The following is a 19,644-nucleotide window of genomic DNA, read 5'->3' as shown; positions in this document are numbered from 1 at the left end:
CATTAAGCGTTATCGCAGCGAATACGCATTACAGCCCTAGCAGACGGATCATCTCGGCTTCATCAATCACCGGAATACCCAACTCCTGTGCCTTCGCCAACTTAGAGCCTGCGGCTTCGCCCGCGATAACCATATCGGTTTTCTTAGAAACGCTGCCGCTGACTTTGGCACCCAACGCCGCAAGACGATCTTTCGCTTCATCACGCGGCATCAAGCTTAGCGATCCAGTCAGAACCACGGTTTTACCAGCAAACGGACTATCGATCTCTTCAGCTACCACCACCTGCGGCGCAGGCCAGTGAATACCAATTTCTGGGCTGATGAGTTCCTCGATCACTTTCTGGTTATGCTCTTCGCTCAGGAAATGGCGCACATGTTTCGCCACCACTTCCCCCACGTCCTGCACAGCCTTCAACGCCTCAACGTCGGCCTCGCGCAAAGCGTCCAATGAGCCAAAGTGCGCAGCCAGATTCGCCGCGGTCGCCTCACCTACTTCACGAATCCCCAGCGCATACAGGAATCGAGCCAGAGTAGTTTCTTTAGACTTGTCTAACGCATTGACCAAGTTCGTCGCCGACTTCGGCCCCATGCGATCAAGCCCAGTTAAAATACCGGCGCTCAGGCGATAAAGATCGGCTGGCGTTTTCACATACTCTTTTTCGACCAGTTGTTCGATGATCTTATCGCCCATGCCGTCAACGTCCATTGCACGACGGGAAACGAAATGCTTAAGCGACTCTTTACGCTGCGCACCACAGATTAATCCACCGGTACAGCGCGCCACGGCTTCGCCTTCCACACGCTCAACGTCGGAACCACAGACCGGACAGTGCAGCGGGAACACGATCTCCTGCGCATTCTCAGGACGTTCCGCTTCCACCACGCCCACCACCTGCGGAATAACGTCACCGGCGCGACGCACAATCACGGTATCGCCGATGCGCAGACCCAGACGATCGATTTCATCGGCGTTATGCAGCGTCGCATTACTCACGATAACACCGGCGACCAGCACCGGTTCTAAACGTGCCACAGGGGTAATTGCCCCTGTGCGCCCAACCTGAAACTCAACGCCGTTTACCTTAGTCATCTGCTCTTGCGCAGGGAATTTAAACGCCGTTGCCCAGCGAGGTGCACGCGCCACAAAGCCAAGCTGTTCTTGAGTCGCGATGCTATCAACTTTAATCACCACGCCATCGATATCAAAACCGAGCGTGGGTCGATCCTGCTCAACCTGACGATAAAATTTCAAAACCTCTTCACTGCCGGTGCACAGTTTCACGCGATCGCTAACCGGTAATCCCCACGCTTTAAACTGCTGCAAACGCCCATAATGGCTAGCTGGCAACTCACCGCCGTCCATCAGTCCCACGCCGTAGCAGAAGAACGTCAGCGGACGTTTAGCAGTGATGCGAGGATCAAGCTGACGCAGCGAGCCCGCTGCGGCGTTACGCGGGTTGGCAAAAACTTTGCCGTCTTTACGGCGCGCTTCTTCGTTCATGGCTTCAAAACCGGCGAGCGGCATAAATACTTCGCCGCGTACTTCAACGCGACGTGGAATATTATCGCCCTGCAAACGCAGCGGGATCGCGCGGATCGTTTTTACGTTAGCCGTAATATCTTCGCCGGTCGTACCATCACCGCGAGTCGCCCCGCGAACCAATACGCCATCTTCATACAGGAGGCTAACGGCTAAACCATCCAGTTTAAGCTCACAGCAAAAAGTTAACGGCTCTGCGGTTTTTAAACGGTCGTGGACACGCTTATCGAAGGCCAAATAACTCTCATCGTCAAAGACGTTATCCAAAGAAAGCATCGGCACTTCATGGCGAACCTGACTAAACGCCGAGAGCGGAGCCGCCCCCACGCGCTGAGTCGGCGAGTCTGGCGTGATAAGTTCAGGATGTTGCTCTTCCAGCGCACGCAGTTCGCGCATTAAGCGATCGTATTCGGCGTCTGGAACTTCAGGGGCATCAAGTACGTGATACTGATACTCATGATGGCGCAACGCGGCTCTAAGCTGTTCGAGTTGTTGTTGGAGTTGGGGTCCAGTCGTTGAGGTCATAATCCACCATGATTGATTAATGATAAAAAACCCCCGATATACGGGGGTTTCATTTTATTCGATTCTATCGCCGTTGCGCTATTTCGCGGTGTTATCCAAAACTTCACGGATACGCGCTTTGTAAATTTCTAGCTTCTGTGGCGTCATCATACGGCGCTCATCATCCAGCACCACACCACCGACATCATCAGCGATTCGCTGAGCAGATTGCAGCATCAGCTTAAAGTTCTGATTCGCATCGCCATAAGAAGGCACCATCATAAAGAAGGAGATCCCCGGCGTAGTGAAATCAGACATATTGTCAGGATCGAAGTTACCCGGCTTCACCATATTCGCCATGCTAAATAGCACTGGGCCACTGCCCGCTGGGTTCAGATGACGATGGAAAATATTCATCGCACCGAACTGGAAGCCAGACTGCAACACGCTTTGCAGTAGTACTTCACCGCCAATCACGCTGCCGTGATGCGCAGCAACATGCAGCACTAACACAGTTTCGGTGATTTTCTCAGGCTCAGGCGCAACCTCAGGTACTGCCTGCGGCGCTTCTTCCTCGTATTCATCATCATAAGACGATGTTACGTGAGGAGCTTCAGGCTCATTCTCTTCTTCAGCGTAATGCGCTGGCTGCTGCTTCGGCTGAATAACAGGCTCGGCGGGCTGAGAATGACGAACCGGCTTACTCGGACGACGATAATCATCTTCGTCGTCGTCACCGAACAAGGCATCACCCAATAACGGATCGCTATGTTCACGCTGTTCTGGAACGACAGAGCTTGGTTGCGCTACAGGGCGTGAAGGTGCACGAGCCGTATCCAGTGGATCCGGACGTTCATCCTGTGACGCACTGAACTGACCAAATGCGGGCTCAACAGGTTTCTGTACCGGGTTGCTAGAACGCTGCACCCGAACTTCGCCCACGCCTTCATCTAGATCAGCCAGAGGCTGTTCGTCACGCTGTTTCTTTGTTTTTTTTGCTGGACGATCGCGAAATAGCGAAGAACGTTCTTTACGACTGGTCCACAAGCCGTGCAGTAACAACGCTATAATGGCGACCGCACCAACAACAATTAATATCAGACGCAAATCCTGCATCATCGCAATCTCTGTTGTTTTAATACTATTGCCATAATGGCAAACCCTTAACGCATAACTCTATTTGGCTGTTGGTACAAGTGCAAGTCTGGACTGAAATTTACCTTAAGAAAGATGACTTTTCGCACTTTTTTGCTGATTTTTCGGTCGATTCTGAACTGGAAAGCGATTTAACTCATAGTTATGATAGCTGAGATTTTTTTTATTATAACTAACACAGCTAAAAGAGCAGTTATGAAAAATACCCCTACCGGGTCAAATGAAAGAAATATCCCAACAAAAACCAATGGCGTTCACTACTTTTCTGAAGGTTGGCGTTTAGTTCGTCTGCCGGGAATAAAACGTTATGTGGTCATGCCATTGCTGGTGAACATCGTTTTAATGGGCTTAGCGTTCTGGTGGCTGTTCACTCAGCTAGGTGCTTGGATCCCAAGTTTGATGAGTCACGTTCCTGACTGGCTACAGTGGCTTAGCTATTTACTCTGGCCGCTGGCCGTTATTTCGATCGTTTTGGTCTTCAGTTATTTATTCAGCACCATAGCCAACTGGATAGCCGCGCCGTTTAACGGCCTGCTGGCTGAACAGTTAGAAGGCGTATTAACCGGTAAACCACTGCCGGATACGGGCATTTGGAGCGTGGTCAAAGACGTGCCGAGAATTATGGCGCGTGAATGGAAAAAGCTGGCCTACTATCTGCCGCGAGCCATCGTCTTGCTGATTTTGTATTTTATTCCGGGCGTAGGCCAAACCGTTGCGCCTGTGCTGTGGTTCCTGTTCAGCGCATGGATGATGTCTATTCAGTACTGCGATTACCCGTTTGATAACCACAAGGTGAGTTTCCCAGACATGCGCGACGCCCTGCGCCGCAATAAAGTCGATAACCTACAGTTTGGCGCATTGACCAGCCTGTTTACCATGATCCCGATTTTAAACTTGGTGATCATGCCGGTTGCCGTCTGTGGCGCGACTGCCATGTGGGTTGATCGTTACCGCGCAGAATATTCACGCATCCAGCCATAACCACCGCCCTTACTTCCTCCAAGAGCAGCTCCGGCTGCTCTGCTCTATTCTTGTCTCAGCTAAACTTCAGCTTCGTGAAACCTAATCGCATATTGAAATAAGCATATATGATTTCTTTACTTCCCAACGGGTTGTATTCGCGTATGCTCAATTAATGTTCCCTGTATTTCATAGAGTTAAAGGACGTGCTATGAGCAAGATTTTTGAAGACAACTCCCTGACAATCGGTCATTCGCCGCTTGTTCGTCTGAATCGTATCGGCAATGGTCGTATTTTGGCGAAAGTGGAATCTCGTAACCCAAGTTTTAGCGTTAAAGACCGCATCGGCGCCAATATGATCTGGGATGCCGAAAAACGCGGCATTTTAAAACCGGGCATTGAACTGGTTGAACCTACCAGCGGTAACACCGGTATTGCATTGGCCTTTGTGGCCGCCGCGCGTGGTTACAAGCTGACGCTCACCATGCCAGAAACCATGAGCCTTGAACGCCGTAAACTCCTCAAGGCCTTGGGCGCGAATCTGGTACTGACCGAAGGCGCCAAAGGCATGAAAGGCGCCATTGCCAAAGCCGAAGAAATTGTGGCGAGCGATCCAAAACGTTTCGTTCTGCTCCAGCAGTTTAGCAACCCTGCTAACCCAGAAATTCATGAAAAAACCACCGGCCCAGAGATTTGGGAAGACACCGATGGTCAAGTCGACGTGCTGATTTCTGGCGTCGGTACCGGCGGTACTCTAACCGGCACCAGCCGTTACCTGAAAAACACCAAAGGCAAAAAAGTCATCACCGTTGCCGTTGAACCTGAAAGCTCACCGGTTATCACTCAGGCGCTGGCCGGAGAAGAAATCAAACCAGGCCCGCATAAAATCCAAGGCATCGGCGCTGGCTTCATTCCTGAAAACCTCGATTTAAATCTGGTTGACCGCGTAGCGCTGGTTGGCAACGACGAAGCGATTGCGATGGCTCGCCGTCTGATGGAAGAAGAAGGCATCTTGGCCGGAATATCTTCGGGAGCGGCAGTTGTTGCAGCCGAAAAACTTGCTAACGATCCAGACTTTACTGACAAAACAATTGTGGTTATTCTGCCTTCCTCGGGTGAACGCTATTTAAGCACGGCATTGTTCGCAGATCTGTTCACAGAACAAGAATTGCAACAGTGATGCTGATGTTCTAATCATGCTAAAAAAGCACCCAAATGGGTGCTTTTTTGTGGCGCAGTTCAAAGTTTTCACCTGCCCAAACTTGCTTTTCCTGCCCGGGTCTAGTATTTAACCAAGCAATTATTTTGAAGCGCGAAATAAAGCGGAGTGTTGCATCAAGTCGGCTGAATCGATTTACTGATTTGTCCTGAGCATCACGATAGCGGCATAATACGGAAGTTATCAGAGAACGTATTCACGATAGTTTCTATCTTGAACACATTTTCTACAACGCTCAGGCTGCTACTGCTCCACGAGTTAGGCGCTAACTGAAAACAGGCTAAAGTTCAGTATTTAAGCTAAACTTTAGCCCCACAACATTAATTCAAAAATAGTTGGGGAAACCTATGTTCCAGCAAGAAGTTACGATTACCGCTCCGAATGGTCTGCACACCCGCCCTGCTGCTCAGTTCGTTAAAGAAGCAAAAGGCTTCACTTCTGAAATCACTGTGACCTCTAACGGTAAAAGCGCAAGCGCTAAGAGCCTGTTTAAACTGCAGACTCTGGGTCTGACCCAAGGCACCGTAGTGACTATCGCCGCTGAAGGTGAAGATGAGCAGAAAGCCGTTGAACATTTGGTAAAACTGATGGCAGAACTTGAGTAATCCTCAAGTCCAATCCGTTTAGTTTAACCAGTCAACAGTAAGGTAGGGTTATGATTTCAGGTATCTTAGTATCGCCGGGCATTGCTTTTGGTAAGGCACTCTTACTGAAAGAAGATGAGATTATCATCAACCGGAAAAAAATCGCTGCTGAAGAAGTGGAGCAGGAGATCGCTCGTTTTAAATCTGGTCGTGATAAAGCATCTGTACAGCTTGAAGCCATCAGAGTGAAAGCAAGCGAGACCTTTGGCGAAGAGAAAGCCGCCATCTTCGAAGGCCACATCATGTTGTTGGAAGACGAAGAGCTTGAGCAGGAAATCATAGCCCTCATTAAAGACAGCAAAATGACCGCGGACGCTGCGGCTCACGAAGTTGTCGAAGGTCAAGCGAAGGCTCTGGAAGAGCTGGACGACGAATACCTGAAAGAGCGTGCGGCTGACGTGCGTGATATCGGTAAACGTCTGCTGATGAACATTCTCGGCATGACCATCGTTGATTTAAGCGCAATCCAGGACGAAGTTATTCTGGTTGCCACCGACCTGACTCCGTCAGAAACCGCACAGCTGAACCTGAACAAGGTTCTCGGCTTCATCACCGATCTGGGCGGCCGTACTTCCCACACCTCTATCATGGCGCGTTCACTGGAACTGCCAGCGATTGTGGGCACCTCTGACGTGACCAAACAAATCAAAAACGGCGATTTCCTGATCCTCGACGCCGTTAACAACAAAATCTACGTCAACCCGACGGCAGAAATCGTTGAAGAATTGAAAGCGGTACAGAACCAGTACGTGTCTGAAAAGAACGAACTGGTGAAACTGAAAGATCTGCCAGCTATCACGCTGGACGGACATCAGGTTGAAGTCTGTGCCAACATCGGTACCGTGCGTGATATCGCCGGTGCTGAACGTAACGGCGCTGAAGGCGTTGGTTTATACCGTACTGAATTCCTGTTCATGGATCGCGATGCGTTCCCAACAGAAGAAGAACAGTTCCAAGCTTATAAAGCTGTGGCTGAAGGTATGGGTTCTCAGGCGGTCATCGTGCGTACGATGGACATCGGCGGCGACAAAGACCTGCCGTACATGGACCTGCCAAAAGAAGAAAACCCATTCCTGGGCTGGCGTGCAATTCGTATCTGTTTAGATCGTAAAGAGATCCTGCATGCTCAGCTGCGCGCTATCCTGCGTGCTTCTGCATTCGGCAAGCTGCGTATCATGTTCCCAATGGTTATTTCCGTTGAAGAAGTGCGTGAGCTGAAAGCTGAGTTAGAAATGCTGAAAACCCAGCTGCGCGAAGAAGGTAAAGCCTTCGACGAAACCATTGAAGTCGGCGTTATGGTTGAAACTCCAGCAGCTGCAACCATCGCACGTCATTTAGCGAAGGAAGTTGACTTCTTTAGTATTGGGACAAATGACTTAACCCAGTATACTCTAGCGGTAGATCGCGGAAACGAGCTGATTTCTCATCTCTACAACCCTATGTCTCCGTCAGTGTTGACCCTAATCAAACAGGTCATCGACGCGTCTCACGCGGAAGGTAAGTGGACCGGTATGTGCGGCGAGCTTGCTGGTGATGAACGTGCTACACTGCTTCTTTTGGGCATGGGGCTGGATGAGTTCAGCATGAGTTCTATCTCTATCCCTCGCATCAAAAAAATCATTCGTAATTCGAATTTTGAAGATGTGAAGGCACTGGCAGATGAAGCTCTGGACCAGCCAACAGCAGAAGATTTAATGAACGTGGTTAACAAGTTCATTGAAGAAAAAACTATCTGCTAATTCATGCGCTGGGCGCCGCCCAACATTACTTGCTTAGGAGAAGATCATGGGTTTGTTTGATAAACTGAAATCTCTGGTTTCAGACGACAAGAAAGACACGAGCAGCATTGAAATTTTTGCTCCGTTGTCTGGTGAAATTGTCAACATTGAAGATGTGCCGGACGTTGTATTTGCAGAGAAGATCGTTGGTGATGGCATCGCTATCAAACCAACAGGCAACAAAATGGTTGCTCCCGTTGATGGAACCATTGGCAAAATCTTTGAAACAAACCATGCATTCTCAATCGAGTCAGATAGCGGCATTGAGCTGTTTGTTCACTTTGGTATCGACACCGTTGAACTGAAAGGCGAAGGCTTCAAACGCATCGCTGAAGAAGGCCAACGTGTTAAGAAAGGCGACGTTGTGATCGAGTTCGATCTGGCGCTGCTGGAAGAAAAAGCCAAGTCTACCCTGACTCCGGTTGTTATCTCTAACATGGACGAAATCAAAGAGCTGACTAAGCTTTCTGGTACCGTCGTTGTTGGCGAAACCCCAGTTATTCGCATTAAAAAATAATGTGATTTAGCATGAAAAAACGGAGCCTAAGGCTCCGTTTTTTATTGGCTGCTCGCGGAAATTTCACTCTCTCCAGCAAGCGATACGAGTACTCAACGAATCTCATTCGTTGAACACGCCGGTCGATAAATAGCGGTCGCCTCGGTCGCAAATAATCGCCACCACTTTGCTCCCCGGATTTTCCTGCGCTACGCGCAACGCTCCAGCAACAGCACCGCCCGAACTCACACCGCAAAACAGCCCTTCTTCACGCGCCAAGCGCTTCATGGTTTCTTCTGCCAGCTGTTGTGACATATCCATCACTTCATCCACCAGTTCTGGGCGATAAATTCCCGGCAGATATTCCTGCGGCCAACGACGGATCCCCGGAATACTTGAGCCTTCAGAGGGCTGTAAACCGACGATCTTCACCGCATCGCTCTGCTGCTTTAGGAAACGGCCAACACCGGTAATCGTGCCCGTGGTGCCCATACTCGACACAAAATGCGTCACCTCGCCCTGCGTCTGTTGCCAAATCTCAGGCCCGGTGGTAGTGAAATGTGCCAGCGGGTTATCCGCATTATTAAACTGATCGAGGATCATCCCTTCACCACGGTCGGCCATTTGCTGCGCGAGGTCGCGAGCGCCCTCAATGCCCTGCTCACGGCTAACTAAAATCAGCTCGGCACCGTATGCTCGCATGGAAGCTTGACGCTCTTGGCTCATATTTTCCGGCATCAGCAATTTCATGCGGTAACCTTTCAGCGCTGCGATCATCGCTAATGCAATGCCGGTATTACCGCTGGTTGCCTCAATCAGGGTATCGCCTGGTTTAATCTCGCCACGCAGTTCAGCCTGCTGAATCATCGACAGCGCTGCGCGATCCTTAACCGAGCCAGCCGGATTATTCCCTTCCAGTTTGACCCAGACCTCACTCCCCGTACCCGCAGCCATGCGCTGCAACTGCACTAAAGGCGTGTTTCCAATACAAGATTCCAGAGAACTCACGAGCGGTTACCTATTTAGACAAAAAGATGAGAAGTTTAGTGTAATGCAAAAGCGGAGATGATGAAGAGGCGCAATCTACATCCCCGGCCTCAAAGAAAAGGACGGGGAAAGGATCTAAGCACTTTTAGCCAGCGCTACCGGCTGCAAGGGCGTATCACCCGCATACAAGCGCGCATTCAGACCACCCACAAAATATCGGCCGCCGCGTTTAGGGGCCTGTGTACCATTACCTTCCAGCATCACCACGCTGATGGGTTCAGGATGCCAGCCCTGCGGCTGCACGGTGAGCTGCCAATAGTGTCCGCGTGGGCTCACTTCCAAGACCTGAACGGGCAACGGACAGCGCGCATTAGCCTGTAAGCTGACCTCCATTTCCCACGGACGCAGGAACATATCGACTTTGCCTTGGTGCAACGGCGAGAATGCCAAAGGCCAGTGATGTTCACCGATGTAAATCTGCGAGCCACGAATTTCGCCACCGACTTTGTTCACTTCGCCCAAGAACTCCAGCACAAATCGGCTGGCAGGTTCGCGCCACACGTCGTCAGGCGAGCCAATCTGCTCGATATTCCCTTGGCTCATCACCACAATCTGATCCGCCACTTCCATGGCCTCTTCCTGATCGTGAGTCACGAACACGCTGGTGAATTTCAGTTCTTCATGTAACTGGCGTAACCAGCGGCGCAGCTCTTTGCGCACCTGTGCATCCAGCGCGCCAAAAGGTTCATCCAACAACAAAATTTCAGGCTCAACGGCTAACGCACGTGCCAGAGCAACGCGCTGTTTTTGTCCACCAGAGAGCTGGGAAGGAAAACGATCGGCCAGATGGGCAAGCTGAACCATTTCCAACAACTGTTCCACTTTCTGTTTAATCGCCGCCGTTGATGGACGCTCGCGACGCGGCAGCACCGTTAAGCCAAAGGCCACGTTATCGAACACGCTCATATGACGAAACAGAGCGTAATGCTGGAAGACAAAACCCACGCGGCGATCGCGCGCATGCAGGCGACTCACGTCATTACCGTTAAAGCTCAGCTGACCGCCGCTCTGCCCTTCTAAACCGGCAATAATTCGCAACAGCGTGGTTTTACCCGATCCGGATGGGCCAAGCAGCGCCACCATCTGGCCAGACGGAATGGTCAGAGAAATGTCGTTCAGAACTTTGGTGCGGCCAAAGTATTTGTTGACCTGTTTAATTTCAATGCTCATTTCACGTCCTCCCGCGCAGCGTGAACCACCTGCCGGTTCAAGCGCCATTGCAGCATATTTTTCAAGAACAACGTTACAATCGCCATCAGCGTTAACAGCGCGGCGGCGGTAAACGCCCCGGCGGTGTTGTAATCCTGATGCAGCAATTCAACCTGTAGCGGCAGCGTGTAAGTTTCACCACGTATCGAACCGGAAACCACCGATACCGCACCAAATTCACCAATCGCACGCGCATTTGTCAGCACCACGCCATATAACAGCGCCCAACGGATATTCGGCAGCGTCACGCGACGAAACATCTGCCAGCCAGAAGCGCCCAGCAGCACCGCCGCTTCATCTTCGTGGCTCCCTTGGCTCATCATCACCGGAACCAGCTCGCGAACCACAAACGGACAGGTCACAAATACCGTGACTAACACCATGCCCGGCCACGAGAACATCAGTTGAATGTCATGCGCATCCAACCATCCACCTAGTGGGCCGTTCGAACCGTAAAACAGTAAATAGAGCAGCCCCGCCACCACCGGCGAAACCGCAAAAGGAATATCAATCAGCGTTAGCAGCAACTGGCGACCGGGGAACACAAAGCGCGTGCACAGCCATGCCAACAACGTACCAAATACCAGATTGACCGGAACCGTAATCAACGCCACCAGCACCGTGAGCCAAATCGCATGCAGCATGTCGGGATCGCTGAGGTTCTTCCACACCACGCCAGCGCCTTCAGAAAATGCCAAAGCGAAGATCGAAATCATCGGCACCAGCAACAGCAGCACCGAAAGCAGCACGCCGCTGCCGATCAAAAACCATTTCAGCCAGTCGACCTTGGGGCGCAGTTGTTGGCTGTTGCCTTGCCATGCAGATAAGTCAGCCATTAGTGCCCCCCCCAATACGTTTGCCGAAGCGGCTTTGCAACGTGTTAATGCTAAACAGCAGCAGCAACGATGCCGCCAAGATCACCGAGGCAATCGCACTCGCCGCTGGATAATCAAATTCTTGCAGACGGATAAAAATCATCAGCGACGTCACTTCCGTCTTCCATGCGATATTGCCCGCGATAAAAATCACCGCGCCAAACTCACCGAGGCTACGGGTGAACGACAGCGCGGTTCCCGCTAACAGCGCAGGGGCAACTTCGGGAAACACCACTTTACGAAAGCTCTGCCAACGTGAAGCGCCTAGCGTCTGCGCGGCCTCTTCATACTCAGGGCCGAGTTCTTCCAGCACCGGCTGCACGGTACGAACTACAAACGGAATGCTGGTAAACGCCATCGCGACGGCAATACCTAACCATGTGAAAGCGACTTTGATATCTATCATCGCCAGCCATTGCCCATACCAACCGGTCGTCGAAAACAGCCCCGCCAGCGTTAAGCCCGCGACCGCCGTTGGCAAAGCAAACGGCAGATCCATCAGCCCATCCAGCAAAGTTTTGCCAGGAAACTCATAGCGCGTTAGGATCCATGCCATCAGCATGCCAAATATCGCGTTGAATATGCTGGCAACGCCCGCCGCCAGCAACGTCACCTTATAGGCGGCCACCACCTGCGGGTTGGTGATCACCTCCCAATACTGCTGCCACGTCATCTGCGCGAGCTGCATGACCAGCGCGCTTAACGGCAACAGCAAAATCAAACAGGTATACAGCAGGCTACTGCCCAGACTCAGGGTAAAGCCGGGCAAAACCCTTTTAGGTGCAGCGCGAGACAACAACATTACCGGTGCCCTTCTGCTAACAGTTGATCAAGCTCACCGCCGGTGGCGAAGTGCGTTTGCATCACCTTCGGCCAGCTACCAAACTGATCTTCAACGCGGAACAGCTTGGTTTCAGGGAACTGCCCTTTGGTCGCGGCCATCGCCTGTTTGTCATACACACGGTAGTTAAAGCTGGTGATAATTTTTTGTGCCTCTGGCGAATAGAGGTAGTTCAAATAAGCCTTGGCGGCTTTTTCGGTGCCGTTGCGCTCAACGTTTTTATCCACCCATGCAACAGGGAATTCAGCCAGAATATCGACCGGAGGAACGATCACCTCATAGCCCGCGTCACCGTACTGTTTTTGAATGTTTTTCACTTCCGATTCAAAGCTAATCAGCACGTCGCCCAAATTACGTTCCACAAACGTCGTCGTGGCACCACGGCCGCCGGTATCAAAAACTTCTACGTTGCCAAGAAAGCGTTTCATCCACTCGCGGCTTTTGGCCTGATCGCCACCATCGCTTAAATTCGCCGCGCCCCATGCAGCAAGATAGGTATAACGCCCGTTGCCCGAGGTTTTTGGATTAGGGAAGATCAGCTTCACATCGCTGCGTACCAGATCGTTCCAATCATGGATCTGCTTCGGGTTTCCCTTACGCACTAAGAACGCCATGGTGGAATAGAACGGTGAGCTGTTATTCGGTAGGCGAGCCTGCCAGTCTGCGGGGATCAGATTGCCGCGATCGTGCAGGATCTGCACGTCGGTCACCTGATTGTAGGTCACAACATCCGCACGCAACCCCTGCAAGATAGCCAGAGCCTGTTTAGACGAACCCGCATGAGACTGCTTGATGGTCAGAGCTGGGTTTCCCTCTTTCTGCCATTGGGTTTCAAAGGCCGGGTTAAGTGCGGTAAACAGCTCGCGTGAAACGTCATAAGAGCTATTCAGCAGTTCAGCCGCCGACGCTCCGCCAGAAATCAGCAACGTCGCCAGCGTCCATCCTTTGAGCTTATTCAGTTTCATCGTTCACCTTCAGTCAGTCTGTGAAAACGACCACGCATGTCGTCTTTATGACTGTTAGTGTATTTATAACTAGAGGCTAACCTGTAACGGTTTTATATATCGTTTGGGACTCAGAAAGCATCAAATGCTATAAGGCATTTTAGAATGGCGGTGTGAGGGAGAAATTGAGGGTGAATATGAGAGAAATAACCGCCCGCAGAAGCAGGCGGTTAGGTATGGATTACAGCGACATTAAGCGATCTAACGACGGCGCAAAGTAGTAGCTGCCGGTTACCGCTTTACTGAAGCGCAACAGCTGATCGCGCTTGCCGTCTAAGTCACCAAACATGCTTAGCAGCTGTTTTTCGATATTGTGCAAACGGCCACAATACGCAATAAACATCAGACCATGTGCGCCGCTTGCGGTGCCATATGGCAGGCTTTGACGCAGAATTTTCAGGCCTTTGCCATCTTCGCTCAGGTCAACACGGCTAACGTGTGAGGTATCTGGGCGTGATTCTGGATCAAGCTCTTCGCTGTCGTGCTTAGTACGGCCGATAATCTGCTCTTGCTGCTCAGTGCTGAAACGCCCCCACTGCTTGAGGTTGTGCTCCCAGCGCTGCACAAGTACGTAGCTACCGCCTGCATCGGCGTCGTCATTGCCGATCACGCCTACGATAGGACGCTGCTCGTCTTTCGGGTTTTCGGTACCGTCAATAAAGCCGCTCAAATCGCGTTCTTCGACCCAGCGGAAACCATGCACTTCTTCTTCAACGTGAATGCTGTTACCAAAGGCAGCCAGCGCGGCCTGAGCTAAAGAGAAGTTGATATCGTGGCGTAAAGACTGAATGTGGATCAGCAGGTCACGCTGCGTTGCCGGAGCCAAACCTTTGCCCAGTGGGGTAAAAGGTTTCAGATCTGGCGCACCAACGCCTGCGGAAAGATCGCGCCAAACATCGTTACCAAAAGCGATAACCGCGCCTAAACGTTCCTGAGGATATTGTGCTTGTAGTTCTTCCAAGCTTTTGACGAAGGCTTTGCATCCCTGACGTACTGCATCAAGATCGCCTTGCACCATGGCTTCAATAAAAATACCAAAACGACAATGCTCTAATAAAATACCGCTTTGTGGCTGAGACATTAAACGTCATCTCCCTTTTTGACTGATTTGCCGCGCTCAAAGCTAACATCGTTCACTTCAGCGCGATTTAATTGCGCGTAGTTTACGCTATGCCGAGGGCGTTGCCTTGCTAAAAAGCAAGAATTCAGAACAAAAAAGAGGTATTTAGTGAGGAAAAGCGCCGGTTTTAAACATTCAAATCGGCGCTTCAAAAGGCAGGCTGTGACGCAGAGCGAGAGAATTTAGATCGCGTTGGCGTGCCAAACAATCTGCGTAATCTTCCAGTTTTTCAGCGTATCGTCAGACGGCATTAAACCTTCTGGCCCATGCCATTCACCGCTGAACAGATAGCTCACGTGGCGGCTCTCTTTCGCCACGCATTCAACGTCGTTGGCGTTATCGCCCTGACCTTTCTGGCACATGCCATAGGCTTTTTCATAAAGATCGCTAAACGGCGTGCCTATTTTTACGCCCCATGCCGTTTTAATCGCATCGTTTTCAACATTAACGCGTTTCACGGTGCCTTTATCATCGCCGCTGATGGTCATCACCAACGTGTCACCGTCCAGCGCCTGATAAAACGAGGTGACGGTTCCGTTACGCGTGCCCATACCAGAACGCAGGCGATAATCATCATCCAGCGCCTTATTGATAGCGGCTTCGTTTAGCGGCGTACTGGCATTGATACCCGCAACGCCCATGTCGCTCACTTCTACCGAGCTACCAAACCAGTTTAGCGGTGACAAGCTTGACCATGACATATGACTCATCGTAGAGCAGCCCGTTAATAACAACGGAACCACCAACAGCAGAGGACGAAAATTCATGCGAATGCTCCTTGGTATCGAGTCGTGGTCAGCACGCCCGAGAAAGTTTATCTGGCTGGTTGGAGTGCACATCTGGGAAAAAGTGCCGAAAACTTTTTCCTAATTTCACCTTAACGCGTCATTCGCACTTAGGCCTCAGTGTTAAATGACTCGCTAATCTTGAAGCTATCAATCAGACGGGAGTTAAACAGCAAATAGGCTACCGCCAGCAAATCCAACAACAGAATGACTAAAGAGAGCAGCGTGACATCATTGCTGTTGGTCCAAAAAGGTACAGCCTGTAGCCCCATTTGGGCCAGCGTGGTGAGAATTAATACCCAACGCCAGCTTTTCCAAAGACCTTTCCATAAATGGCGGCGACCGCTCAATAAAAAGCCCAAAGCCGCCGGAAGACCGACAAGCATTCCGCTCCAAAACAATCCGCGATCGGGATAAAACAACGCGAGCAGATCGGCACCTTGCTGGCGCGATGACCCCGCCATCACAAACAAAAACCAGGTTTTAGCCTGTAATATCAAAACCAGCCAAAATGCCCACGGTAAGCGCAACATGCCGTGGGTATTAAAATCATCGGGGGAATAGGTGCGATGGAGCATAGCCACTCATAGGAAATAAACCAGACGTTTCAGCTCGTTATCCTGCTTCTGCAAAATAACGAGCCCAACATAAAAGCGCGATCAGTATTCGTGATCTTCAATCAGTCTTTTGCTCAGACACAAGGTGTCCTGCGTTTCGTAATCCAGCTTCTCATACATGCCGATGACCGCATCATTTTCTTCACCGACCAAGATTTGAATCTTTGGGCAGCCGCGGGCGATCAGCTTTTTCTCTAACCGACTGATCAGCGCATTGGCAATGCCACGGCCGCGAAAATCAGGGTGAACGCCCAGATAATACGCCGTGCCACGATGGCCGTCGTAGCCGCCCATGACGGTCCCCACTACCTCACCGCCGACTTCCGCGACGAGAAATAAATCCGCGTCGTGATTGAGATTACGCTCAATATCCGTCTCCGGATCGTTCCACGGGCGCAGCAGGTCGCAGCGCTCCCACAACGTAGTAACTTCTTCAAAATCAGCTTGTTTAAAAACGCGGATTTCCATGGTTCTGACCGTAATTATTTGTATTAATACCTAATTATCGCTGGAATCCTTCGATACGCAACGAAAAAGTTATCTTACTGTTTCCATGGGCTTATCCGACGGACGCTGGTCGGTCGGCGAACCAAACCAGCGAATAGCGATAATGCGTATCGCTGAGCAGGAAGTCTGGGCTAACGCTGGGGCTCCATGAATCGTCTCCACCGACGCCCATATGAAAGCCATCAATGTTAACCCACACGCCCTGTTCTTCATGTAATAGGTGCTGGTGAGAGGTATTCATCAGCTGTCTCTGGCTGAATCGGCTTAAACCAAAATGGAAATTCCCCTGCCATTGCCAGCGCCCAAACTCCAGCTGGTGCGTATGACAGCGCAGTCCATTTTCGCTTGGGAAAATATAAGGGGTATGCAACTCAGAAAGCGGCAACGTCCAGCATCCATGCTGTGCGGCAAACTGTCGATCAGGATAGTTTTCGTGTGGGCCAAGCCCCAACCATGTGACATCAGACGCTACCTCAGCCACCTGACAGCTTAAGCCAATGCGAGCAGGCGCTGGCATTCCGTGGGCCACATCCACCGCCACGGTGATATGTAGCTTGCCCTGACGATCAATCAAATAGGTTTTCCGGCTGATAAACAACACCGCTTGCTGGCTATGGTAAGCATGCTCTGTCGTGATTTGAACGCCTTGAGAAACCACATCAGCAGCACATTGCAACAACTGAACGTCCAATGCGTACATGCCTGCCTTTTTCCAGCGTTCAACCCACGCGTTGGGATCGATGCGCGCCACTTCACTCACCCCAATATCGTTATCGAGCGGCGCACGCGTAAAGTTGTCTTGCAGCGGTGTTAACAGCGTAGCTTTATCGCCCTGCCACCACTGTTCGAGCAGGCCAGTTTGGCGGTTAAACTGCCAGCGCTGATCTTGCCAAATGACGCAATGCTCATCGCCAGACGTCTCCAAACGCGGCATTGTGCCGCACGCTTCAACAGCGGTAGGAAGAGCGAGCGGCTGCGCCAATCGCCACTGATCCCACGCGCAGCGGTGATGTTCATCCGACCACGGCGTGGCTTTACGCTGCCGAACTTCTATGTTAAGCCACAGTTCACCTGAAGAAATCATCTCAGGCATTTCGCCCAATACGATGTGTTGCGAAGTTTCCGCCCGCAGGTTGAGATCGACACATCCCGCCGCCAGAATATTTCCATCCTGCGCGACGTTCCAAAACAGCTGCTCGTTATCGCTGGTTCGAAACAGATATTCACTGGTGATTTCTATGCTGAGCGGGTTTTGTTCGACCAACCGAAACTGGAAAAACTGCTGCGCACGCTGGGCTTCAAACAACGCCGGATGCGGTGTTCTGTCGGGAAACACTAAGCCATTCAGGCAAAACTGGCGATCGTTTGGCGTATCACCAAAGTCTCCTCCGTATGCCCAATACGCTTCGCCATTTTCATCCACTTTAGTCAACGCCTGATCGACCCAATCCCACACGAAGCCGCCCTGTAAACGCGGATACTTACGAAATGCCTGCCAATAGCGATCAAAACCACCCAAGCTGTTACCCATCGCGTGAGCATATTCACACAGGATCAGCGGACGCGCTTCGTCCGGCAGACCGACCCACTTTTTAATTGACCATTTGGGCACCGTTGGGTGCGGCTGATCCTGCTCCACGCGCGCATACATCGGGCAAAGAATATCGGTGGCGGTAGTATTAGCGCCCCCACCTTCATATTGAACGGGTCGAGTCAGATCGTTACTTTTTACCCAGCGATAGAGCGCATCATGATGACAGCCGTGGCCAGACTCGTTCCCCAGCGACCAGATAATAATCGACGGATGGTTACGATCGCGCTGCACCATACGCGTCACACGTTCGCTCATGGCGTTGAACCAAACTGGATCGTCACTTAAGCGATTCATGGGGATCATGCCGTGCGTTTCGATATTGGCCTCATCCACCACGTACAAACCGTATTGATCACACAGCCGATACCACAGCGGATGGTTGGGATAATGGGAACAGCGCACCGCATTAAAATTGTGCTGTTTCAGCAAAACAATATCGCGGCGCATGGTTTCTTCGTCCATCACCTGCCCATGTTCAGGATGGTGTTCATGTCGATTGGCGCCGCGTATCAATAAGGGTTTTCCGTTCAGTTTGAGCTGCCCATGGCTGATTTCTATCTGACGAAATCCAACGTCATAGGCTTCAACCTCAACAATGCCGCCGTGCTCGTCACAGAGTGAAACTACCGCACGATAGAGATGGGGTTCTTCCGCACTCCACAACAGAGGCTTATCCACCCGCAAACGCAGCGTGGTGCGATCGTCATAGGCGCCGCGCTCATCCACAACATCACTGACGATAGACTGCTGATGTTCGGCAACGCAGCGATCGTTTCGCCACAGCTCCACACGGGCATAATAGCTCGGTTCAGGACGATTCAGCCGCACCAAAACCTCGAGTTCGGCGTGATAAAAACCGGCCTCCAAATGCGTACTAATCTGAACATCGCACAGGTGAGTAGCAGGTTTATGCAGCAACGTTACATCACGAAAAATGCCGCTCATGCGCCACATATCCTGATCTTCAAGATAGGTACCGTCGCTCCAACGTAGCACCAACACTGCCAGCCGGTTTTCCCCGGAATGCAGCGCGTGGGTGAGATCAAACTCGGCGGGCAGCCGACTATCCTGCGAATAGCCAATCCACTGACCATTACACCAAAGGTAAAATGCAGAATTTACGCCGTCAAAAATAACCCGCGTCAGCCCCTGTTCCAGCCACGCGTCATCCACGCTAAACGCCAGCGAATAACATCCCGTGGGGTTTTGCTGTGGCACAAACGGAGGATTGACCGGAATTGGATAGGTGATGTTGGTATAGATAGGTGCATCATAGCCCGCCATTTGCCAGTTAGACGGCACCTGTAACGCATCGGCATCGTCTAGGTCCCCATGCCGCCAAGCTTCGGGCACCTGTTCAGGTTGGCTAAAATAGCTAAATGCCCAGACGCCATTTAGTGAAATCCGCTGCAACGAAGGCCGATCGTTTTGCGCATCCTGCGTATTACGCCAGCTATTAAAAGGCGGATGAGCCGGTAAGCGTCGATATTGCGTGCAAATAGGGTTTTCCCAGTCACGACGAGAAAGAACAACAGACAGCGAATTAACAGCGTTATCAGCAGAATTAGATTTCATCGCGATGGCCTATGCATCTTCAATATCGAATAGAACATCAAAATGAATAACAAACACAGCGCTGTAAAGCAGTAAAGTACCGTTCTATGAACGGCCTCAAACAAGGTAACAGTTCGAAATAGTTCTCAACTCGATCATTGCGGTAGCGACGCGCTACTATTCAGCCTCTGTTTG

The 19,644-nt window shown here is 51.2% G+C and carries 17 protein-coding genes; 5 read left to right on the top strand and 12 right to left on the bottom strand.

All coding sequences use genetic code 11. The annotated features are described in order from the left end of the window. Nucleotides 1–28 precede the first annotated feature (28 nt). Entirely contained in the window at nt 29–2,065 is a 2,037-nt protein-coding gene (gene ligA, locus DSM2777_RS12510; RefSeq protein WP_061554117.1) for an NAD-dependent DNA ligase LigA, read from the bottom strand. Nucleotides 2,066–2,143: 78 nt separating this feature from the next. Next, entirely contained in the window at nt 2,144–3,163 is a 1,020-nt protein-coding gene (zipA, locus tag DSM2777_RS12505) for a cell division protein ZipA (protein WP_061554116.1), read from the bottom strand. A 231-nt stretch (nt 3,164–3,394) separates the two neighbouring features. Between zipA and cysZ the strand changes: the two genes are divergently transcribed. The 5 genes from cysZ (at nt 3,395) to crr (ending at nt 8,317) form a co-directional block, all read left to right on the top strand. Continuing rightward, nucleotides 3,395–4,180, top strand: a complete 786-nt coding sequence (gene cysZ, locus DSM2777_RS12500) for a sulfate transporter CysZ (protein ID WP_025800771.1) — start codon at nt 3,395–3,397, stop codon at nt 4,178–4,180. Nucleotides 4,181–4,370: 190 nt separating this feature from the next. Continuing rightward, on the top strand, nt 4,371–5,339 hold the full coding sequence (cysK, locus tag DSM2777_RS12495; RefSeq protein WP_025800770.1) for a cysteine synthase A: 969 nt from the start codon (nt 4,371–4,373) through the stop codon (nt 5,337–5,339). 386 nt (nt 5,340–5,725) lie between these two features. After that, nucleotides 5,726–5,983: a phosphocarrier protein Hpr gene (gene ptsH, locus DSM2777_RS12490; RefSeq protein ID WP_005971891.1), complete on the top strand. Its 258-nt coding sequence runs from the start codon at nt 5,726–5,728 to the stop codon at nt 5,981–5,983. Nucleotides 5,984–6,033: 50 nt separating this feature from the next. Further along, the gene (gene ptsI, locus DSM2777_RS12485; RefSeq protein ID WP_061554115.1) at nt 6,034–7,761 is read left to right on the top strand and encodes a phosphoenolpyruvate-protein phosphotransferase PtsI; all 1,728 of its coding nucleotides are present in this window, start codon (nt 6,034–6,036) and stop codon (nt 7,759–7,761) included. Nucleotides 7,762–7,807: 46 nt separating this feature from the next. After that, nucleotides 7,808–8,317 (top strand): PTS glucose transporter subunit IIA, encoded by a 510-nt coding sequence (crr, locus tag DSM2777_RS12480; RefSeq protein ID WP_025800768.1) that lies wholly within the window; start codon nt 7,808–7,810, stop codon nt 8,315–8,317. 102 nt (nt 8,318–8,419) lie between these two features. Here the strand turns inward: crr and cysM are convergent, their stop codons facing one another. From cysM to DSM2777_RS12430, 10 genes are all read right to left on the bottom strand, one after another. Continuing rightward, nucleotides 8,420–9,304, bottom strand: coding sequence for a cysteine synthase CysM (cysM, locus tag DSM2777_RS12475; RefSeq protein ID WP_061554114.1), 885 nt, complete (start codon nt 9,302–9,304; stop codon nt 8,420–8,422). A gap of 114 nt (nt 9,305–9,418) precedes the next feature. Beyond that, a complete protein-coding gene (gene cysA / locus DSM2777_RS12470) occupies nt 9,419–10,513 on the bottom strand; it encodes a sulfate/thiosulfate ABC transporter ATP-binding protein CysA (protein WP_025800766.1) in 1,095 nt (364 codons plus the stop codon). Further along, the gene (gene cysW / locus DSM2777_RS12465; RefSeq protein ID WP_046458125.1) at nt 10,510–11,388 is read right to left on the bottom strand and encodes a sulfate/thiosulfate ABC transporter permease CysW; all 879 of its coding nucleotides are present in this window, start codon (nt 11,386–11,388) and stop codon (nt 10,510–10,512) included. The genes cysA and cysW overlap by 4 nt, the downstream gene beginning before the upstream one ends. Further along, entirely contained in the window at nt 11,381–12,229 is an 849-nt protein-coding gene (gene cysT, locus DSM2777_RS12460; protein ID WP_061554113.1) for a sulfate/thiosulfate ABC transporter permease CysT, read from the bottom strand. The genes cysW and cysT overlap by 8 nt, the downstream gene beginning before the upstream one ends. Then, a complete protein-coding gene (locus DSM2777_RS12455) occupies nt 12,229–13,233 on the bottom strand; it encodes a sulfate ABC transporter substrate-binding protein (protein WP_061554112.1) in 1,005 nt (334 codons plus the stop codon). Before DSM2777_RS12455 ends, cysT begins: the two co-directional genes overlap by 1 nt. 220 nt (nt 13,234–13,453) lie before the next feature. Continuing rightward, nucleotides 13,454–14,353: a Dyp-type peroxidase gene (locus DSM2777_RS12450; RefSeq protein ID WP_061554111.1), complete on the bottom strand. Its 900-nt coding sequence runs from the start codon at nt 14,351–14,353 to the stop codon at nt 13,454–13,456. Between the two features lie 221 nt (nt 14,354–14,574). Further along, nucleotides 14,575–15,159, bottom strand: coding sequence for an RpoE-regulated lipoprotein (locus DSM2777_RS12445; protein WP_061554110.1), 585 nt, complete (start codon nt 15,157–15,159; stop codon nt 14,575–14,577). Between the two features lie 128 nt (nt 15,160–15,287). Continuing rightward, nucleotides 15,288–15,755, bottom strand: a complete 468-nt coding sequence (locus DSM2777_RS12440; RefSeq protein WP_025800760.1) for a DUF2919 domain-containing protein — start codon at nt 15,753–15,755, stop codon at nt 15,288–15,290. A gap of 81 nt (nt 15,756–15,836) precedes the next feature. Then, nucleotides 15,837–16,262, bottom strand: a complete 426-nt coding sequence (locus DSM2777_RS12435) for a GNAT family acetyltransferase (RefSeq protein ID WP_061554109.1) — start codon at nt 16,260–16,262, stop codon at nt 15,837–15,839. Nucleotides 16,263–16,353: 91 nt separating this feature from the next. Next, the gene (locus DSM2777_RS12430) at nt 16,354–19,470 is read right to left on the bottom strand and encodes a beta-galactosidase (RefSeq protein WP_061554108.1); all 3,117 of its coding nucleotides are present in this window, start codon (nt 19,468–19,470) and stop codon (nt 16,354–16,356) included. Nucleotides 19,471–19,644: the final 174 nt, after the last annotated feature.

Source organism: Obesumbacterium proteus, from assembly GCF_001586165.1.
GTDB lineage: Bacteria > Pseudomonadota > Gammaproteobacteria > Enterobacterales > Enterobacteriaceae > Hafnia > Hafnia protea.
The sequence above is the reverse complement of the archived record's forward strand: the minus strand, read 5'-3'. Positions and strand labels throughout refer to the sequence as shown.

Excerpts from the sequence above, each read along its gene's own strand:
- ligA (WP_061554117.1), bottom strand. The coding sequence starts at position 2,065 with ATGACCTCAACGACTGGACCCCAACTCCAACAACAACTCGAACAGCTT.
- zipA (WP_061554116.1), bottom strand. The coding sequence starts at position 3,163 with ATGATGCAGGATTTGCGTCTGATATTAATTGTTGTTGGTGCGGTCGCC.
- cysZ (WP_025800771.1), top strand. The coding sequence starts at position 3,395 with ATGAAAAATACCCCTACCGGGTCAAATGAAAGAAATATCCCAACAAAA.
- cysK (WP_025800770.1), top strand. The coding sequence starts at position 4,371 with ATGAGCAAGATTTTTGAAGACAACTCCCTGACAATCGGTCATTCGCCG.
- ptsH (WP_005971891.1), top strand. The coding sequence starts at position 5,726 with ATGTTCCAGCAAGAAGTTACGATTACCGCTCCGAATGGTCTGCACACC.
- ptsI (WP_061554115.1), top strand. The coding sequence starts at position 6,034 with ATGATTTCAGGTATCTTAGTATCGCCGGGCATTGCTTTTGGTAAGGCA.
- crr (WP_025800768.1), top strand. The coding sequence starts at position 7,808 with ATGGGTTTGTTTGATAAACTGAAATCTCTGGTTTCAGACGACAAGAAA.
- cysA (WP_025800766.1), bottom strand. The coding sequence starts at position 10,513 with ATGAGCATTGAAATTAAACAGGTCAACAAATACTTTGGCCGCACCAAA.
- cysW (WP_046458125.1), bottom strand. The coding sequence starts at position 11,388 with ATGGCTGACTTATCTGCATGGCAAGGCAACAGCCAACAACTGCGCCCC.
- cysT (WP_061554113.1), bottom strand. The coding sequence starts at position 12,229 with ATGTTGTTGTCTCGCGCTGCACCTAAAAGGGTTTTGCCCGGCTTTACC.
- DSM2777_RS12455 (WP_061554112.1), bottom strand. The coding sequence starts at position 13,233 with ATGAAACTGAATAAGCTCAAAGGATGGACGCTGGCGACGTTGCTGATT.
- DSM2777_RS12450 (WP_061554111.1), bottom strand. The coding sequence starts at position 14,353 with ATGTCTCAGCCACAAAGCGGTATTTTATTAGAGCATTGTCGTTTTGGT.
- DSM2777_RS12445 (WP_061554110.1), bottom strand. The coding sequence starts at position 15,159 with ATGAATTTTCGTCCTCTGCTGTTGGTGGTTCCGTTGTTATTAACGGGC.
- DSM2777_RS12440 (WP_025800760.1), bottom strand. The coding sequence starts at position 15,755 with ATGCTCCATCGCACCTATTCCCCCGATGATTTTAATACCCACGGCATG.
- DSM2777_RS12435 (WP_061554109.1), bottom strand. The coding sequence starts at position 16,262 with ATGGAAATCCGCGTTTTTAAACAAGCTGATTTTGAAGAAGTTACTACG.
- DSM2777_RS12430 (WP_061554108.1), bottom strand. The coding sequence starts at position 19,470 with ATGAAATCTAATTCTGCTGATAACGCTGTTAATTCGCTGTCTGTTGTT.